We start from the raw sequence: 16,571 nt of genomic DNA, 5'->3' as shown, positions 1-16,571 counted from the left end.
AAGCAGTCTGTTATTTCAGAGATTGGGCAATCTCGTATGGACGCAGCATTTTGCCTTGTGGCGCGTGTTTTTCGATTGCTGCGTCAATGAGTTTTTGCATCGCTGCACCGTCAATACCGGCTGGTTTTGCGACAGTGTCCACCCAGGCCTGCACTTCAGCCGGTTGTACCAAAGCTTTGGCGCGAGCTTTTTCTTCATCAGACAGTGTGTAAAGTTTACCGCCTTCAGCTGTAACTTTCTTCACGTAGTCAAGCAGCACTTTGTCGTAAATTTCAGTGAATTTACCCGCGTAAAGTTCGTCAGCTAATTCTTTGGCAACCTGTTGGACGTCAGGTGAAAGACCATTCCAGACATCGATATTCATAACAGTTGTTGCCGGAGCATGGGGGCCGTCGCCAATGTCGTAGAAGTTTGGCGCAACTTCATGCAGCTTGTAAGCAACGGCCGTGACAAAATCGAAACCGTAAACGCCATCAAGTACGCCGCGTTCGAGCGCTTGATAAACATCCGGTGCGGCCATTGGAACAGCAATGCCACCAAGGCGTTCAATCACATCGGTTGCAATGCCGTAACCACGGATTTTCTTGCCCTTGATATCATCAATGGAGTTGATCGGATCGCGCATCACAAGTGGTGCGTAGTTCCAGTTTGTCCAATAAAGAACTTTTGCACGGTGGCGTTTTTCCCACTCATCACGCAGGGGTTCAAATTGCTCGTAAACATCACGGCAAACAAGCTGCAAACTATCAGCGCGCTCCATGCGGAAATACCATTCCAGGCCACGGGTAACAGGCAATTCAACCTGATAATACCCCGGTGAAATCAGTGACATTTCTGATGTCTTGTCACGCACTGCTGCCAGATGTTCGCCGACTTTATTGAGGCTGCCTGCCCAATAACGGCGGATGGAAACTTCACCATTGGTGCGTGTTTCAAGCTCTTTCATAAACCATTCATCAATCCATGAAGGGCCTGCGGTTTCTGAAATGTAGCTATCGAATTTCAATGAGGTTTTGGCAAATGCCGAGCCTGCAAATGATGGCATCAGGCTTGTGCCTGCCAGAGCTGCAGACATTTTAAGAAAATGACGTCTATCCATTTTATTTCCTCCCTTTATTTCGGCCATGGTTCCTCCGCCACAACCGAATGTTTTCAACTCTTTTCCATCGACAGTTGACGTAGTTCTGTTTTCAGAACCTTACCATAACTGTTCTTTGGTAACTCTTTGACAAAGAAATATTTTTTTGGTTTTTTGAACGATGCCATGTGTGATTGGCACCAATGATCCAGCAGTGTTTTCTCAGCCGGTTTTTCATCGCGCATGACAATATAAGCGACAATATTCTCACCCCATTCAGGATCGGGAACACCAATCACCGCGACTTCAAAAACATCTGGATGTTGCAGCAGGGTTTCTTCTACTTCACGCGGGTAAATATTGGTGCCGCCGGATATAATCACATCTTTGGATCGATCGGTAAGATGCAAAAAACCATCTTCATCGAGATGACCAAGATCGCCTGTCATCAGCCAGCCATTGTTCAAAGTACTGGCGGTTGCATCCGGATTATTCCAATAGCCTTGCATGACGGTTTGGCCAAACACAGCAATTTCGCCGGTGGAACCATGCGGCAAAGGCTTGCCATTATCGTCGCGAATTTCAACTTTGACACAAGCCTGCGCCGTGCCAACAGATGCGCGGCGTGAGCGCCAGTTGGCGTGGCTTTGATCTTTAACCAGATCGCGCGACAGAGCGGTGATGGTCATCGGGCTTTCGCCCTGACCATAGATTTGCACAAAGCGATCACCGAAATAGTCAAGTGCTTCATCAATATCGGCGGCATACATTGGCCCGCCGCCATAAATGATCGTGCGGATGCCTTCGCCTTGATAATTGACTGTCTTTGAATGAGCGATCAGGCGTTTGACCATAGTAGGCGCTGCGAAAAACACCAGATTCTTTTGTGTTTTTGCCAGATCGATGATTTCGGCTGAATCAAAACCCTTCGAGGCAGGGATTAGATGGCGCGCGCCGGCACGCATGAAAATCATGTTATAAAGACCGGCACCATGTGACATAGGGGCTGCATACAAAGCCGTGTCACTACCAAAAACCTGATCAACATCGAGGCTGTAACAAAGGCTCATATGGATAAGATTATTATGGCTGAGCATCACGCCTTTAGGGCGGCCGGTTGTGCCGGATGTGTAAAATAGCCATGCAATTTCGTTGCTATCACAATCAGCCGGTTTATCTTGATGGGCTGCTGAAACCGCTTGATTATAAGCGGCATCAGCTATCTTGATTACCGTTTGCAGGCATGGCGCATCGTCAAAGTTGCAATCTGCATCCGTGAGAATAATTTTGGCTTCTGAATCTACGATAATCCATGCCGCTTCTTTGGCATGAAGTTTATGGTTGATTGGGACAATAATCGCACCCAACCACCAAATTGCGTGCATGATTTCCAGATATTCAGGGCAGTTTTGCGCAAAAAGCGCCACTCTGTCACCACGATTGATACCGTGATGATGCTGCAACCAATGCGCCAGCGAAGCGGTGCGTGTCAAAAGCGCGTCATAAGTGGCAAAGCATTCATTGCCTGACAAAATCGCTTCACGGTTTGGCCATGAGCGGGCTGTTTGGTAAAGCCAATATGCGATATTCATTTTTATACTACTCAGGCGCGGTCTGCATGCAGAATGGTGGCGTAATTGGCAACGGCTGCGCCGCCCATATTGAATAATAATCCCCATTCAGCGCCCTGACGCTGAATGTCGCCGGCTTGCTGTGTCAGCTGTCGGAAACCGAGCGCATGCATGGATACACCGGTGGCGCCAACCGGATGGCCTTTTGCCTTCAAACCACCGGAAAGATTGACCGGCAGTGAACCATCTGCAAATACCGTGCCATTTTTGATGGCCTCTTCACCACGCCCTGCCGGAGCCAATCCCATTGCTTCATAGGTCAGCAGTTCCGCGATGGTGAAGCAGTCGTGTACTTCAGCAAAATTGATGTCGGATACAGTGACGCCTGCCTGCTTATAGGCCTGTGCCATTGCGCGCTGCGGGCCTTCAAATTTAAGGAAGTCACGGCTCGACATCGGCAGAAAATCACTGACATGCTCGGCCGCAGCAATGCGGACACGACGTTTCATGTCGGTTGCTGCATCAGCAACAGATAAGACAATGGCCGCCGCACCATCGGTGACGAGCGAGCAGTCAGTGAGCCTCAAGGGAGGGGCAATCAATGGGTTTTTATCGCTGACAGTGTTGCAGGCTTCAAAGCCCAAATCACGTTGCATCTGTGCCAGCGGATTTTTCATTGCATTATGATGATTTTTGGCTGCAATATGCGCCATTGCAGTGAGCGGGTTACCATAGCGCTCCGTGTAAGCACGGGCGGCTACGCCAAAAACCTGAGGAAAGCTGAGAGCTGCTTCTTCTGCATCGTTTTGATAACCTGCACCAGCCAGAGCCGTTGTGACATCGGCTGTGGTGCGATGGGTCATCTTTTCGGCGCCGACCACCAGAACATGACGTGCTTTACCGCTTAAGATCGCATTAATACCGGCATGAATAGCTGCTGCACCGGAGGCGCAGGCATTCTCGCAGCGCGCTGCCGGCGTGAAGCGCAATGCAGGATCAGCTTGATGAATGAGAGAGGATGCAAAGCCGTCGCTGACAAGACCTGAATTGAAATGACCTAAGAAAACAGCATCAATTTCGCTGGCCGGAATGGCAGCTTCGCTCAATGCTTCGCGCGTGGCTTGCACGATCAGCTGTTCTAAGTTTTCTGTCAGCTTGCCGAATTTGGTGTGACCCGATCCGGTGATATAAATAGTCTTATTCATGACTGCTTCTCCTCATCCCTTTAACAGAAAAGCGGAATAGACAAGCTTCGTCTATTCGTAGTACTACGTAGAACTATACGTATTTCATGTTTTGGGAGAAGTTCATGAATTACAGTGGCTTAAGCGCTGATCAACTCATGGAAATTGCTTTTCAGGAGGCGCCGATTGCTGTTTTGATATTGAGTAATCGCCAAATTAAAGCCTGTAACAAAGAAGTTCTTGAGCTGTTTGGCTGGCCTGTCAATGAGCTGGTCGGGCAATCTGTTCGGGTGCTTTATCCATCAAAATTTGACTATGATGCAACGGGTGAGCGGTGGCTCCGCTGGCTTAAAAGTCGTCCGCGTTATGCCGATGAACGCTTCATGCAATATCGTGGTGGGGAAGTGTTTTGGGCGCGCGCCCGAGGGCGTACATTGACGCTCGAAAAGCCATTTGAACTCATGGTCTGGACATTTGAACGACTGACGGCAGAGGTAAGCCCTGCATCGGATTTAACACCGCGCGAACGTGAAGTGGCGCAGCATATTGTGAACGGTTCTTCCTCAAAAGATATTGGTGTTATGCTTGGCATATCACACCGCACAGTTGAGGTGCATCGCGCAGCTGTGATGCGTAAACTAAATGCCAGTAATACAGCTCAGCTGATTTCAAAAATTTTTGTGCGCGATGCTGATCATTAAAAAATGCGGCTGATGGTTCAGCCGCATTTTTAGATTTAGCAAATGGCTTTAAGCCAGCTTCGGGATCGCGTTGAGAAGCATTTTTGTATAAGGCTTTTGCGGTGCCTCGAAAATGTCTTCTGCCATGCCTTCCTCAACAATTTTACCGTGATGCATAACGATAATGCGGTCACATAAGTGACGCACAACTGAAAGATCATGGCTGATGAAAAGAAGCGTCAGGTTAAGCTCTTTACGCAAGCGCAACAGCAAATTGAGAATTTGCGCCTGAATGGAAACGTCAAGCGAAGCCACCGGTTCATCGCAAACGATGACTTCCGGTTTCATTGCCAACGCGCGTGCAATGGCAATACGCTGACGCTGCCCGCCCGAAAACTGGTGCGGGAAACGATCTGCAAAAGCCGGATCAAGGCTTACCGCCTTCAGCCAATGCGCAACATAGTCCCGCGCTTGCGCCGATGTGGTTAAACCATGCGCAATCGGGCCTTCAGCGATGGATTGTCCGACAGTACGGCGCGGATCAAGTGAAGCAAACGGATCCTGAAAGATCATCTGCACTTTCGTTGTCAGCTTATTGCCGCTTTCCGACATTACCGGCTGGCCAGCCAACCGGATTTCGCCTTCTGTCGGCTGATAAATACCGCATACCATACGCCCGAGCGTGGATTTGCCGGAGCCGGATTCACCCACCAAGCCTAAAGCTTCACCGCGCGCGATGGAAATATTTACATCACTGACAGCAATGATTGGCTTTTTAGGCTTTATGAGGCCGATTTTCTGCCCCAGTTTTCCCCAAAGGTCGGGCTTGCGCTCAAAGCGTTTAACGGCACCTTTAACGGTCACAAAATCAGGGTCTTCAACGATAACAGGAGCTGTGTCAGAAAGCGCTGCCAGCTCTTCATCACTTACTTTGCCGAGCATCTGACCTGGCTTGGAGCGTGATGGCAAGGCATCCAGCAAACCTTGTGTGTAAGGATGGCTCGGAGCTTTCAAAACCTCGGCAGCAGGGCCGGTTTCGATGATTTTTCCTGATTTCATCACGGCAATGCGCTGCGAAATCGAGGCAACTGTTGCCAGATCATGGCTGATCCAGATCATCGAAATGCCAAGCTCTGCAACCAGTGCTTTTACTTCGGTGAGAATTTCCGCCTGTACAGAAACATCAAGTGCCGTTGTCGGTTCGTCTGCAATCACAACTTTTGGATTATGCAGCAGCGCGATAGCAATCGCTACACGCTGGCGCATGCCGCCAGAAAACTGGTGCGGATAAAAATCCACCTTATGCTCGGGATCAACAATGCGCACACGGCGCAATGCTTCCACACAACGGATACGTGCATCTTTATCAGAGATTGTTTCATGCGCGCGCAGTGCCAGTGTCATCTGATCAAGCACGGTCAGCACCGGATTAAGCGTCATCATCGGGTCTTGAAAAACCATCGAGATTTCACGACCGCGAAGTTTGCGCAAATCGCTATCGCTTAAACCGACAAGCTCACGGCCTTCCAGCTTAATGGAGCCTTTCTTAATGCGGCCAGGCTTATCAATCAGACCAATCAGCGAGAAGCCGGTGATGGATTTACCCGAACCGGATTCACCCACCAGACCTAAGATTTCGCCGCGCTCAAGATAGAAGGAAACGCCATCGACAGATTTGACTGTGCCGGCACGGGTTTCGAAATGCGTATGCAGATCGGTAACTTCAAGAAGATGTGCCGTCATTTGTTCAACCTCGGATTCAGTTGGTCACGAATTTGATCACCAACAAGATTGATCGCCATAATCAGAACGATGAGTGCCAGACCCGGATAGATCGAAATCCAGTAACGACCAGACAATAAGTACTGGAAACCGTTGGAAATGAGCATGCCGAGTGATGGTTCTGTCGGTGGCAGGCCAACGCCCAGGAATGAAAGTGTTGCTTCCAGTGAAATGGCAGATGCCACCTGAACTGTTGCCACAACGATCAATGGTGGCAAGGCATTAGGCAAAATGTGACGGGTGACGATAAACCAACCGCTCATCGGCACAGACAAGGCTGCTTCGACATAATCTTTATTGCGTTCTGCTGCCGCTGCCCCATGGGCGGTGCGAACAAAATAAGCATATTGCGAAAAGACGAGTGCGATAATCAACTGGCTTTTGCCTTGTCCAAGCAAAGCTGCAACCACAAAGGCTAACAAAATTGCCGGAAATGAAAGCTGCAAGTCGATGACACGCATGATGAAGCTCTCAAATCGTCCGCCAATATAGGCAGCACTTGAGCCAACAAGCGCACCGATGGTGAAAGCAATAGCGCCCGCCAGCAGCCCCATTTGTAAGGAAATGCGCAAACCATAAAGAATGGCCGAGAAAAGATCGCGTCCCTGACCATCAGTGCCTAACAGATGGACATATCCGCCTTGGCCGACATAGCCGGGGGCACGTCTGCCGTCACGTAAAACGAGGCTTGAAAGATCGTAAGGATCTTGCGGCGCGATGAGGGGCGCAAAAACTGCCAGTAAAATGATGACCAGAACCACGAGAGCGGCAATGACCGGCACCGGATGGCGTTTAAACTCTGACCAGAATTGTAATGATCTGCTATTGAGTAAAGCCATTATTTGCTTGCCTCCTGACGCATGCGCGGATCAAGCAAAGCATAGGAAAGATCCACAATCAGATTAATCGTGATAAACAGCAATGACACCAGCATGAGATAGGCGACCATGACAGGACGATCGAGCGATGTGATACTGTCAATGATGAGCTTGCCCAAGCCCGGCCATGAGTAAATTGTTTCCGTGACCACGGCAAAGGCAACGGTTGAGCCAAGCTCCAAGCCAAAGACGGTGACAAGCGGAATGGAAATCAGGCGCAGAACGTGACGACGCAAAATGGTGCGCTCGTTAATACCGGCAGCACGGGCAAATTTGATCGTATCGGTCAGCATGATTTCCCGCGTGCCGGAGGCGGCCAGACGGATCATCAAGGACAATTTAAACAAGGACAGGTTGATCGCCGGCAAGGCCAGATGGTGCAAGCCGTCAATGGTCAGAAAGCTTAAAGGCACGCCAAAAACCGAAACGGTTTCACCGCGACCACCAGCTGGCATTATGCCGAGTTGAACTGCAAAAACCATAATCAGCATCAGCCCGATCCAGAATGTCGGCACCGAAAAGCCCAAAATGGACAATGCCATAATGGTTTTGGAGCCCCAGCTATCCGGTTTGTATCCTGCATAAATACCAAGCGGAATGCCGATCAGGCTGGCCATGAAAACGGCCGTCAATGCCAGCTCCGCAGTGGCTGGCAAACGCGATGCAATCAGTTCTCCAACCGGCATATTATAAACGAAAGAACGTCCTAAATCGCCATGCAGCAGATTGTTCATAAATTGCAGATATTGCTGCCAAACCGGCAAATCCAAGCCGTATTGCGCAATAACGCGATCACGGATTTCCTGCGTTGCATCAGGCGAGATCAGCACATCGACAGGGTTGCCGATGACGAATACGCCCATAAAAACTAATAATGACATGACAAGCATAATCAGGATGGCTTGCCATAAACGTCTGACAATAAATGCAATCATCAGCAGTGCTCCCCCAAGCGGATCATGTGCAGCCTGGCTGCTTTTTCCGCTTCGTTTCTTGTAGTTTTCAGGCGGAGGTGATCCGCCTGAAAACTATGGTAAAATTGATTAGTGCCAGCCGTTTTCCAGCTCATCGCGGGTTTCGCGCACGGCCACATCCCAAATTGCCAGCATGTCTTCATCAGGACGTACAAAGAGCCCCTGATAATTACCTTCGGTGGCTTCCAGCATGGCGCGTTTGCGGCCGGCATCAACGCGTGCCATGCCTGCATAATCAGCGCGCTCCACTGCATGATCCGGCTGGTCCACACCTTCAAGACGGGTCCACGGAAAGTTTTCCATCCATGATGCGTGCGAAGCGCGATTATCAATTTCCAGCACCTTGCCCATGGTTTTTGGTGCGCGCCACCAATCATGCATTTTCACGCTGGCATCACGGTTGCGGTTCAGCCATTCAGACACAACTGTGCCAGCAGGCGTATTACCGCCATGACCGTTGACGATCAGAATACGGCGGAAGCCGGAACGGTAAATGCTGTCGAGAATATCTTCGATAACGCCGATGTAAGTGCGCAGGCTGAAAGACACTGTGCCCGGAAAATCTTCAAAGCTTGAAGCAAGGCCGTAAGGCACAACCGGAAAGACCGGAACGCCGAGTGGTTCGGCTGCATCCAGAGACACTTTTTCAGCCAGAATCATATCTGTCCCGAGGCTCAGACGGGCGTGCTGCTCAACGCTGCCGATTGGCAAAATGCAGCGGTCGTCATGCTTGACGCGCTCTTCAACCTGAGCCCAGTTCATGGCGTTAATATGCATATAAAATTCCTCTCATCCCAAGGTTTCCCGAGTCTCAGCCGCGGGATCTGAAAAAACTAATATTCGTAATTTATTGCACAGACAAGTTCCAATTGGAACAAAAATTACGTTTGACATTCCTGAAACTAGCATTATCTTGTTCTAAATGGAACTTAATTGTTAAATTGCTTATCGGGAGGGGCGATGGAAAAGCGGGTGGAAATCGCTCTGCTGGAGGGGCGTGCAGGGCGAAGTGAAGTAAGTGACGACAGGCTCAGCGAGAGTGATATTCTGCACACAAAATTGTGGGAAAATCCGTGCTGGCTTTCGTTTCGGATCAATTATTTAGCGCTGCATTACAACAATCCTGTTTACGGCATGATCGGTGCTGACCACGATCTATTGCGGCCGGAATTTGTGGTGCTCTATTCACTGTTTCTACGTGACCGGACGACCCTTTCTGAAGTGGTTGCAGGCTCTGGTTTTCCCAAAAATACTTTAAGCCGTGCCACAAAAAAGCTGACACGGCTGAAGCTCGTTCATCGTGAAGAAGACGCTGCGGATTTACGCCGTGTTGTCTTGTGCCTGACAGAGGCGGGGCGCGCTGTGGTGGAAGCCAAGATGGCGCCGATGCTGGAACGTGAACGCCTGATGCTTGAAGCATTAAGTCCTGCCGAGCGCATGATGCTCTCGGACATACTTGCCAAACTCGTCATCGCTTCGCGCGACTGGCCGGAAACAATCACATCGGGTGACGCTGATAGTGACGACTACTTTGAATGAATAGCAAACAGGGAACTGGGAACCTAAAATGAAACACACATTGCGCGCATTTATGCTTGGCACAACATTGCTGTTTAGCGCCGGTCAGCTTTTTGCTGCTGATCTGGTTATGGCTGTTAAGTCAGGCCCGGCTTCAATGGATCCGCATTTTACTGCAACTGCAGCGAATGCTGAAGCAACCAAACATATTTTTGATACGCTGATCCGTTCAGGCGACAATCTGGAACTGGAACCTTCTTTGGCGCTGAGCTGGGAAGCTCTCGATGACACCACATGGGAGTTTAAACTGCGTGATGGCGTTAAATTCCACGATGGTTCCGATTTTACCGCTGAAGATGTTAAATTTTCCATTGAACGCATTCCGCATGTAACCGGCCCTAATCCGGCAACCATTTTTGTGCGCCGTGTGAAATCTGTTGAAGTTATTGATCCGCTGACTGTGCGTGTGACGACCAATTCAGCTGCACCTACATTGCCAAATGATTTCATTCGTTTGTTCATCACCTCGCACAAGGCGGCTGCCGATTATTCGACGCAGGAAACTGCAGCTGAAGGTTTTAACAGCGGTAAAGCAACGATTGGTACCGGCCCGTATAAATTTGTTTCATGGGCACCGACACAGGATCTGGTTGTTGAGCGTTTTGATGGCTATTGGGGTGAGAAACAGCCTTGGGATCGTGTAATCCGCAAGGAAATCCCAAATGATGCAGCACGCGTTGCTCAGCTTAAGGCTGGTCAGGTTGATGTAATTTCCAAGGTTCCGGCTTCCGATGTGCCGGTATTGGAACAAGATTCATCGCTTACAGTTACCAAGCATGAAAGCATCTATATCAGCTATCTGGAATTCGATTTCCGCGAAAACAGTCCGATGGTATGGGATAAGAGCGGCAAGAAACTGGATAAAAACCCGCTTCTTGACCCGCGTGTCCGTGAAGCTTTTGATCTGGCCGTTGATCGCGAAACGATCGTAGAATTCGCGCTTGAAGGTATGGCGGCAGTTCCAACACAGTTGGTGACGTCCAATATCTTTGGCTATGACAAGTCGCTTACAGCACCTGAATATAATGTTCAGCGCGCGAAAGAATTGTTGGCAGAAGCTGGTTATCCGGATGGTTTCAAAATTACTTTGAGCTATGCCAATGACCGTATGCCAAACGAGTTGGGGCCGACTATTGCTCAGATGCTGGCTGCAATTGGTATCAACGCCGAAGTTAATGGTGTGCCTGCGGCTGTGTTCAACCCTGCTAAAACCCGCGGTGAATATTCACTCTACATGGCAAGCTGGGGCACATTGACCGGTGAAGCAAACTACATGCTTTCATCGCTGATGCATTCTAATGAGCCGGAAAAATCACTCGGCGCATTTAACGTGCGTGGTTATGCTAACCCTGAGATGGATAAGCTGATTGAAGATGCGGCTGCCGCAATGAATGCAGATGAACGCCGCACATTGCTGGAAAAAGCCAACAATCTTGTAGCGACTGATCGTCCTGACCTGCCATTGGCCATTTTGCTCAACGCATGGGCGGTTAAAAAAGACAAGGTTACTTTAACGCCGCGTGCGGATGAAGACACATTGGCTATGAATATCAAGCCGGTGAAATAAGCTGCTCAAATATGAAATAGCCCGCTTAAAGCGGGCTATTTTTGTTGTTTCTTAATAAAAAATATGAATTAAATTACATCCAATATGTTTTGAATATTAATATTGGATGGATGAAATTTATGATTGCTATAGAATATATTAGAAATACGCCAGTTTGGGTGTGGCCACTTTTAGCATTTCTTATTATTAGCGGACTTAAAAGTTTCAATGAGAGTAAAGTTGATTTAAAGAAAATATTTATATTGCCTGTGATGTTTATATCTTGGTCCATATATTCTATTGTTGTTGATTTATCATACGTGTTTTTATCGTTAATTTTATTTTCGTTCACGTTATCGATTGGAATTTTGATTGGATTTATTATAAATAAAAATTTTCGCCCTATAATTATTAATCAAAATAATGAACTGATCATGCAAGGTTCGTGGTTTCCGCTGGCATTAATATTGTTTAGTTTTTGCATAACTTATTTTTTTCAGCATTAAAGGTAGTCAAGCCGGAATTCAGTAGTAATATATCTTACAGTCTGCTTCATGTGTCCCTTTCGGGGTTGCTGGCTGGACTGTTTTGGGGTGGTATATATTATTGCTTCTATACATTTCGTCAATTGAGAGGAAATTTGTCCGTTAAATAATTTTCACTTGTTGTACTGATATTTATTGAGGCGTTAACTGGGGTTAGCTTAGTGCAAAAGATTATCGGCCTGATCGGTGGTATGAGCTGGGAAAGCTCGGCAGAATATTATCGTATAATCAATGAACTGGTCAGAGAAAGATTGGGTGGCTTACGCTCGGCACAATGTCTGATGTGGTCTTTTGATTTTGCCGAGATTGAAGCTTTGCAAAGTACAGGGCACTGGGACGATGCAACGCAGGAAATGATCAAAGCCGCACAGCGATTAGAGCGTGGTGGTGCTGATTTTGTGGTTATTTGTACTAATACAATGCATCGTATGGCCGATGATGTTCAGGCTGCGATTAATATTCCACTGTTACATATTGCCGATCCGACTGCCGAGCGCATGAAGAAAGCAGGTTTAAGCAAAGTCGGATTGCTTGGAACGGCCTTCACCATGGAGCAGGACTTTTATAAAGGCCGGCTTATCAATAAACATGGTTTTGATGTTTTGGTGCCCGATGATGACGATCGCAAAATTGTGCATCAGATCATCTATGATGAATTGGTGCAGGGCATCGTGAATGAAAGCTCCCGACTGGCTTATCGCGAGATCATTGATCGTCTCGTTGCGCGTGGTGCACAAGCGATAATTTTAGGCTGTACAGAGATCATGTTGCTCGTCAAACAAAGTGATAGTTCTGTGCCAGTTTATGACACGACAACCATTCACGCAGAAGCCGCTGTCGAGCACTCCTTGGCCGGTTAACTGCAGTATACTAGCATTAATTCCTATAGATGAATGACAGAAAATCTGTTTAAGCTGCATTATACATGATCGTCATCTTTGATGGTCGAAGGTCTTGGGACAGATTTTATTCTATTTCTATATGAGGAGATGCATCATGGAAGAAATGACATCCGGCCCGCGCGAGCGGTTGATTTTGCCATTCATGTCTTCTTTCTATCATAACGTCGCGCAGCCGATTGGCTGGGTGGTGTTTCGTCTGATTATCGGCGGACTTTTGATGGTTGAAGGCTGGCCAAAAATTCTTAATCCTTTTGGGCAGGTTGGTTTTGTTGAAGGCTTTGGCCTTTATCCGGGCTGGTTCTTCTCGCCATTGCTGGCAGTCATGCAATTTGTCGGCGGTTTCCTGATCGTCATTGGCTTTTTAACCCGTCCGGTTGCGCTCGCTAATGCAGTGATGCTGGCGATGACCATTTACTTCCATGTTACCCGCCCTTATGGCGACGCATTTCTGACACCGGAAGGGATTGCTTTCTTAAAAGACAATCTGGAATATCTGACTGCTGAAGGTCAGGCGCGCCTTTTGATAGATGGCGGCGCGGCATTTTTGGAGCAGGTTCAGATGAAAGCTGAGTTTAACTCGATTTTCTGGACGGCTGGTGCGGCTATTATTGCAGCTTTTGGCGGCGGCAAGCTCTCTGTGGACAGAGCATTGCGCAAAGAATTTTAAAGTCCTTATAGTCTTATATGAATTGAGGGAGGCTTTAGTCTCCCTCAATTCATTCATGCACAACCAGCTGGAACCAGGTGTCCAAAAAGCGGGTGCGTTTCAGGGCATCTAAATAAACCAGCAATTCGGGACCCAATTCGACTGGCTGTAATGAAGCAAGATTTGACGGGCTGGTGGCTGATACCAGCCCTGTTTGCTGCAAGATGACCTGTCCGGCAGGCGAAAATAAAAATGTGATTGCCTGCTCTGCTTCTGCGGCCTGCTTGCTTTTAAGCGGAATGAGTGCTGTCCAAGGCAATGCCACAACATAGTCACGAGGCAGAATAACTGTTAGTTCTTCTGCATTATGTTGCCATTTGGTGATGTAAGAAAGCGGCACATTATAGGCCAGATCAATGCGCCCATCGGATAAAGCTTGCAATAGTTCTTCATTGTCATCGTAGATGCGAGCTTGTGAGGCACCGAAAGCGCGTACGATGCGCCAGAAAAGCGGCGAGCGGATGGAATCCTGCGCCGCCAGCGTATAACTGCCATTATCAATGCCGATATTAACAAGGCCAACGCGACGTTGAAAGCGCTGCGGATTTTGTTCCATCAAGCGCGCTAATTCGATACGTGTTGTCGGCAGTTCATTGTCCAAAACACTGCGCCTGACAATAGTGACGGCAGGGTCAAAGCCGATGCTGAATAATTCATTGCGCCAATGGGCTCGTGAGGGCAGTGCGGCATTGCGCGTGATTGAGCTATGTTGTTGCGCTGCACCTTCATTGGCAATCAGAACAGCCAGGTCTGGTGTGGAGAGGATGATGAGATCGGCGCTATTGGCTTCTTCTGCACCGGCCAGCAATCTGGATGTCCATTCACCAGGGCTCACCTGCTTATATTTGATCGTGGCATTGGGTAAATGCTGATCTAAGCCTTTAATCAGTGGTGCAATTGTTTCAGGCGCTATATCGCCGACAATGAGAAATTGCGGCAAAGAACCGGCATTATTTTGAGCAACTGCTATATTGACCAAAAAGAAGGTGAGGATGATATGCAAGAAAAAGTGCTTCATTGCGCGTCCTCCGGATGAGCAGCAGGTAATGTCACAATAACACTGGTGCCGCCGCCTTCGCGGTCTTGCAGCTCAATGTGGCCGCCGACGGCTTCAGCCACCATTTTGGCAATTGAAAGACCGAGGCCAGATCCGGGCTTGGTTTGATCCGCGCGAACAAAACGCTCAAAAGCCCGTTCCTTCATAGCTGCGGTAAAGCCTGCACCTTTGTCATGCACACCAAGTGCGATGAGGTTATTGTTCTCGCTCAGGCTGATATCAATAGGGCCGGGGGCATGGATCAGTGCATTTTCAATAATATTGCGGATCATTTCACGCAAACTGACCGGCTCACCATAAAGATAAAAAGCTTTTTGTGTGGCATCCAGTCGGATGGTTTTTTGTAAATCTTGATAATTACCTTCAGCGCGCAACCGGCGGATTGCTTCCTGCACCACTTGCAGGAGATCAATCAGTTCAAGCTTGCGTGACTGGATACTGTGCAATGTCGTGGCTTCAGATAAAAGCTGGTTGGCAAGCAGGCTGGCGCTGATTGAATTGGCATGAATACGGGTGAGAATTTCATGCCGTCTCTTAGCGTCGCTTTCTTCCAGTGACAGTTCGGTTAAAGCACGCAGTGCCGTTAAAGGTGTGCGCATTTGATGGGCGGCATCAGCCGTTACCATTTTAAGGCCGTCCAGCAAACTATTGAGGCGCGCCATAAAATCATTCAATGCGGAGACAAGCGCACTAACTTCTTTTGGAATAGCACCCGAAACCGGATTAAGATCGGCTGATGAGCGTTGGCGTAAATTCGCTTCAACAATTTGTAACGGGCGGAAAGCCAAGCGGATCGCAAACCAAATAAGTGCTATCGCCAGCAGGGCGACACCTAAAACTGGCAAAATTGTATTAAGGCTTAATTGCAGAGTGAGCTGGTCGCGCGCTTCACGGGTTTCGCCCACCAGTACATCCACCCAGCCGCCGCCTTGTGCATCACTATGATAACGCGCAACAGCGGCAATACGAATTTTTTCTCCACGATAGACACTATCGCTGAGGCGTAAATGATTATTGGTGCCATGGGCAAGCTCAAGCCCCAAAATAGGCGAGCCGGTGAGCAAATTACCATCAGGTGTCACCACACGGTAAAAAATGCGGTTCAGGCGTGAAGTGCCTAAAATTGCAAAGGCGGAGTGGGGCAGGTCAACGCTTAAAGCCCCGTCTTGCAAGGTGATTGTATCGGCAATTGAAAGTGCGGCAGCGCCCAAAACACGGTCAAAAGCTTCATCAGCAGCGCGTTGCGCATAAAGGCGGCCAAGAAAAAACAGCACAATCGTAACCGCAAGCAGTGTCAGCCCGCCACCCATCATGATGCGGCGCTGGATGGAATATTCTTTATTCAGAACGGGCTTGGCGGTTGCTTGTGACATAGGATCTGCCGGGCGTCAGTCAGCTGGCTTTAAGGCGTAATAAATAGCCAACACTGCGCTGCGTTACAATTTCTAAACTGCTGTTTTCAAGCTTCTTGCGTACGCGTGATATCAGCAATTCAATGGCATTTGGCGTGCCGGTATCTTCATGGCCGAAAAGTTTGAGCACCAGCATATCTTTGGGCACGGTGACATTAAAACGGGTTGCCAGCATTTCTAGTACGTCAAATTCACGCTTGCCGAAATCCAGTGGTTCCTCACCATGCATCACGGAGCGCTGGCTTAAATTTATAGTCAGATCGCCAAGCCGGATAAGCGGTTGGGCCACGCCCATATGGCGTCTGGCAACCGCACGGATTCGCGCCACCAGCTCACGTAAATCAAACGGTTTAACCAAATAATCATCCGCACCAAGCTCTAAAAGATCAATTTTATCGGTAATTTGATTGCGTGCCGTGATGACTAAAACCGGTGAAGATAAAGACTGCTCGCGCATGCTGCGCAAAATCTCAAAACCATCTCGGCGGGGTAGGTTAATATCCAGCACAATCAAGTCAAAAGAGCCGTTTACTGCCAGTTCCTCACCTTCTGCACCATCATAAACAGTGGTGACATGATAGCCTTCTTTTTCAAGCTTTGAGGCAATGGCAAAGGCAATGTCGATGGTGTCTTCAATGAGAAGGATACGCATGAGAGGTGTAAAGTTTCCATAATGAC

At 48.5% G+C, this 16,571-nt stretch carries 15 protein-coding genes; 5 read left to right on the top strand and 10 right to left on the bottom strand.

The genetic code is table 11. The features are described from left to right. Window positions 1–10 precede the first annotated feature (10 nt). Genes dctP through FHS77_RS07535 form a run of 3 tightly spaced genes read right to left on the bottom strand, consistent with a single transcriptional unit; the run spans window position 11 to window position 3,854 of the window. Window positions 11–1,099 (bottom strand): TRAP transporter substrate-binding protein DctP, encoded by a 1,089-nt coding sequence (gene dctP, locus FHS77_RS07545; RefSeq protein WP_184221957.1) that lies wholly within the window; start codon window positions 1,097–1,099, stop codon window positions 11–13. Window positions 1,100–1,152: 53 nt separating this feature from the next. Further along, window positions 1,153–2,670, bottom strand: coding sequence for a class I adenylate-forming enzyme family protein (locus FHS77_RS07540; protein WP_184221955.1), 1,518 nt, complete (start codon window positions 2,668–2,670; stop codon window positions 1,153–1,155). Window positions 2,671–2,681: 11 nt separating this feature from the next. Then, a complete protein-coding gene (locus tag FHS77_RS07535; protein WP_184221953.1) occupies window positions 2,682–3,854 on the bottom strand; it encodes an acetyl-CoA acetyltransferase in 1,173 nt (390 codons plus the stop codon). Window positions 3,855–3,958: 104 nt separating this feature from the next. Between FHS77_RS07535 and FHS77_RS07530 the strand changes: the two genes are divergently transcribed. After that, on the top strand, window positions 3,959–4,534 hold the full coding sequence (locus FHS77_RS07530; protein WP_184221951.1) for a LuxR family transcriptional regulator: 576 nt from the start codon (window positions 3,959–3,961) through the stop codon (window positions 4,532–4,534). A 48-nt stretch (window positions 4,535–4,582) separates the two neighbouring features. On the opposite strand, the gene FHS77_RS07525 is transcribed toward FHS77_RS07530, so the two are convergent. The 4 genes from FHS77_RS07525 to FHS77_RS07510 all read right to left on the bottom strand — a co-directional run bounded on the left by FHS77_RS07525 (window position 4,583) and on the right by FHS77_RS07510 (window position 8,924). Then, window positions 4,583–6,256, bottom strand: coding sequence for a dipeptide ABC transporter ATP-binding protein (locus FHS77_RS07525; protein ID WP_184221949.1), 1,674 nt, complete (start codon window positions 6,254–6,256; stop codon window positions 4,583–4,585). Beyond that, on the bottom strand, window positions 6,253–7,134 hold the full coding sequence (locus FHS77_RS07520) for an ABC transporter permease (protein WP_184221947.1): 882 nt from the start codon (window positions 7,132–7,134) through the stop codon (window positions 6,253–6,255). Before FHS77_RS07520 ends, FHS77_RS07525 begins: the two co-directional genes overlap by 4 nt. Beyond that, the gene (locus tag FHS77_RS07515) at window positions 7,134–8,108 is read right to left on the bottom strand and encodes an ABC transporter permease (protein ID WP_184221945.1); all 975 of its coding nucleotides are present in this window, start codon (window positions 8,106–8,108) and stop codon (window positions 7,134–7,136) included. Before FHS77_RS07515 ends, FHS77_RS07520 begins: the two co-directional genes overlap by 1 nt. Before the next feature lie 108 nt (window positions 8,109–8,216). Next, the gene (locus FHS77_RS07510) at window positions 8,217–8,924 is read right to left on the bottom strand and encodes a creatininase family protein (protein ID WP_184221943.1); all 708 of its coding nucleotides are present in this window, start codon (window positions 8,922–8,924) and stop codon (window positions 8,217–8,219) included. A gap of 183 nt (window positions 8,925–9,107) precedes the next feature. On the opposite strand from FHS77_RS07510, the gene FHS77_RS07505 reads away from it, so the two are divergent. The 4 genes from FHS77_RS07505 to FHS77_RS07490 all read left to right on the top strand — a co-directional run bounded on the left by FHS77_RS07505 (window position 9,108) and on the right by FHS77_RS07490 (window position 13,385). Continuing rightward, complete coding sequence (locus FHS77_RS07505; RefSeq protein WP_184221941.1) at window positions 9,108–9,686, top strand: MarR family winged helix-turn-helix transcriptional regulator; 579 nt, start codon at window positions 9,108–9,110, stop codon at window positions 9,684–9,686. A gap of 28 nt (window positions 9,687–9,714) precedes the next feature. After that, window positions 9,715–11,292: an ABC transporter substrate-binding protein gene (locus FHS77_RS07500; protein WP_184221938.1), complete on the top strand. Its 1,578-nt coding sequence runs from the start codon at window positions 9,715–9,717 to the stop codon at window positions 11,290–11,292. A gap of 685 nt (window positions 11,293–11,977) precedes the next feature. Further along, window positions 11,978–12,676, top strand: a complete 699-nt coding sequence (locus FHS77_RS07495) for an amino acid racemase (protein WP_184221936.1) — start codon at window positions 11,978–11,980, stop codon at window positions 12,674–12,676. A gap of 136 nt (window positions 12,677–12,812) precedes the next feature. Further along, window positions 12,813–13,385 (top strand): DoxX family protein, encoded by a 573-nt coding sequence (locus FHS77_RS07490; RefSeq protein WP_210307065.1) that lies wholly within the window; start codon window positions 12,813–12,815, stop codon window positions 13,383–13,385. 49 nt (window positions 13,386–13,434) lie between these two features. On the opposite strand, the gene FHS77_RS07485 is transcribed toward FHS77_RS07490, so the two are convergent. Genes FHS77_RS07485 through FHS77_RS07475 form a run of 3 tightly spaced genes read right to left on the bottom strand, consistent with a single transcriptional unit; the run spans window position 13,435 to window position 16,545 of the window. Continuing rightward, window positions 13,435–14,442: an ABC transporter substrate-binding protein gene (locus FHS77_RS07485; RefSeq protein WP_184221934.1), complete on the bottom strand. Its 1,008-nt coding sequence runs from the start codon at window positions 14,440–14,442 to the stop codon at window positions 13,435–13,437. Further along, window positions 14,439–15,854: a sensor histidine kinase gene (locus FHS77_RS07480; RefSeq protein WP_184221932.1), complete on the bottom strand. Its 1,416-nt coding sequence runs from the start codon at window positions 15,852–15,854 to the stop codon at window positions 14,439–14,441. Before FHS77_RS07480 ends, FHS77_RS07485 begins: the two co-directional genes overlap by 4 nt. A 19-nt stretch (window positions 15,855–15,873) precedes the next feature. Beyond that, window positions 15,874–16,545, bottom strand: a complete 672-nt coding sequence (locus FHS77_RS07475; protein WP_184221930.1) for a response regulator transcription factor — start codon at window positions 16,543–16,545, stop codon at window positions 15,874–15,876. Window positions 16,546–16,571: the final 26 nt, after the last annotated feature.

Origin of the sequence: Paenochrobactrum gallinarii (assembly GCF_014205685.1) — a bacterium.
Taxonomy (GTDB): domain Bacteria; phylum Pseudomonadota; class Alphaproteobacteria; order Rhizobiales; family Rhizobiaceae; genus Paenochrobactrum; species Paenochrobactrum gallinarii.
The sequence above is the reverse complement of the archived record's forward strand: the minus strand, read 5'-3'. Positions and strand labels throughout refer to the sequence as shown.

Excerpts from the sequence above, each read along its gene's own strand:
- FHS77_RS07515 (WP_184221945.1), bottom strand. The coding sequence starts at position 8,108 with ATGATTGCATTTATTGTCAGACGTTTATGGCAAGCCATCCTGATTATG.
- FHS77_RS07490 (WP_210307065.1), top strand. The coding sequence starts at position 12,813 with ATGGAAGAAATGACATCCGGCCCGCGCGAGCGGTTGATTTTGCCATTC.
- FHS77_RS07500 (WP_184221938.1), top strand. The coding sequence starts at position 9,715 with ATGAAACACACATTGCGCGCATTTATGCTTGGCACAACATTGCTGTTT.
- FHS77_RS07475 (WP_184221930.1), bottom strand. The coding sequence starts at position 16,545 with ATGCGTATCCTTCTCATTGAAGACACCATCGACATTGCCTTTGCCATT.
- FHS77_RS07505 (WP_184221941.1), top strand. The coding sequence starts at position 9,108 with ATGGAAAAGCGGGTGGAAATCGCTCTGCTGGAGGGGCGTGCAGGGCGA.
- FHS77_RS07485 (WP_184221934.1), bottom strand. The coding sequence starts at position 14,442 with ATGAAGCACTTTTTCTTGCATATCATCCTCACCTTCTTTTTGGTCAAT.
- dctP (WP_184221957.1), bottom strand. The coding sequence starts at position 1,099 with ATGGATAGACGTCATTTTCTTAAAATGTCTGCAGCTCTGGCAGGCACA.
- FHS77_RS07535 (WP_184221953.1), bottom strand. The coding sequence starts at position 3,854 with ATGAATAAGACTATTTATATCACCGGATCGGGTCACACCAAATTCGGC.
- FHS77_RS07480 (WP_184221932.1), bottom strand. The coding sequence starts at position 15,854 with ATGTCACAAGCAACCGCCAAGCCCGTTCTGAATAAAGAATATTCCATC.
- FHS77_RS07510 (WP_184221943.1), bottom strand. The coding sequence starts at position 8,924 with ATGCATATTAACGCCATGAACTGGGCTCAGGTTGAAGAGCGCGTCAAG.
- FHS77_RS07530 (WP_184221951.1), top strand. The coding sequence starts at position 3,959 with ATGAATTACAGTGGCTTAAGCGCTGATCAACTCATGGAAATTGCTTTT.
- FHS77_RS07520 (WP_184221947.1), bottom strand. The coding sequence starts at position 7,134 with ATGGCTTTACTCAATAGCAGATCATTACAATTCTGGTCAGAGTTTAAA.
- FHS77_RS07540 (WP_184221955.1), bottom strand. The coding sequence starts at position 2,670 with ATGAATATCGCATATTGGCTTTACCAAACAGCCCGCTCATGGCCAAAC.
- FHS77_RS07525 (WP_184221949.1), bottom strand. The coding sequence starts at position 6,256 with ATGACGGCACATCTTCTTGAAGTTACCGATCTGCATACGCATTTCGAA.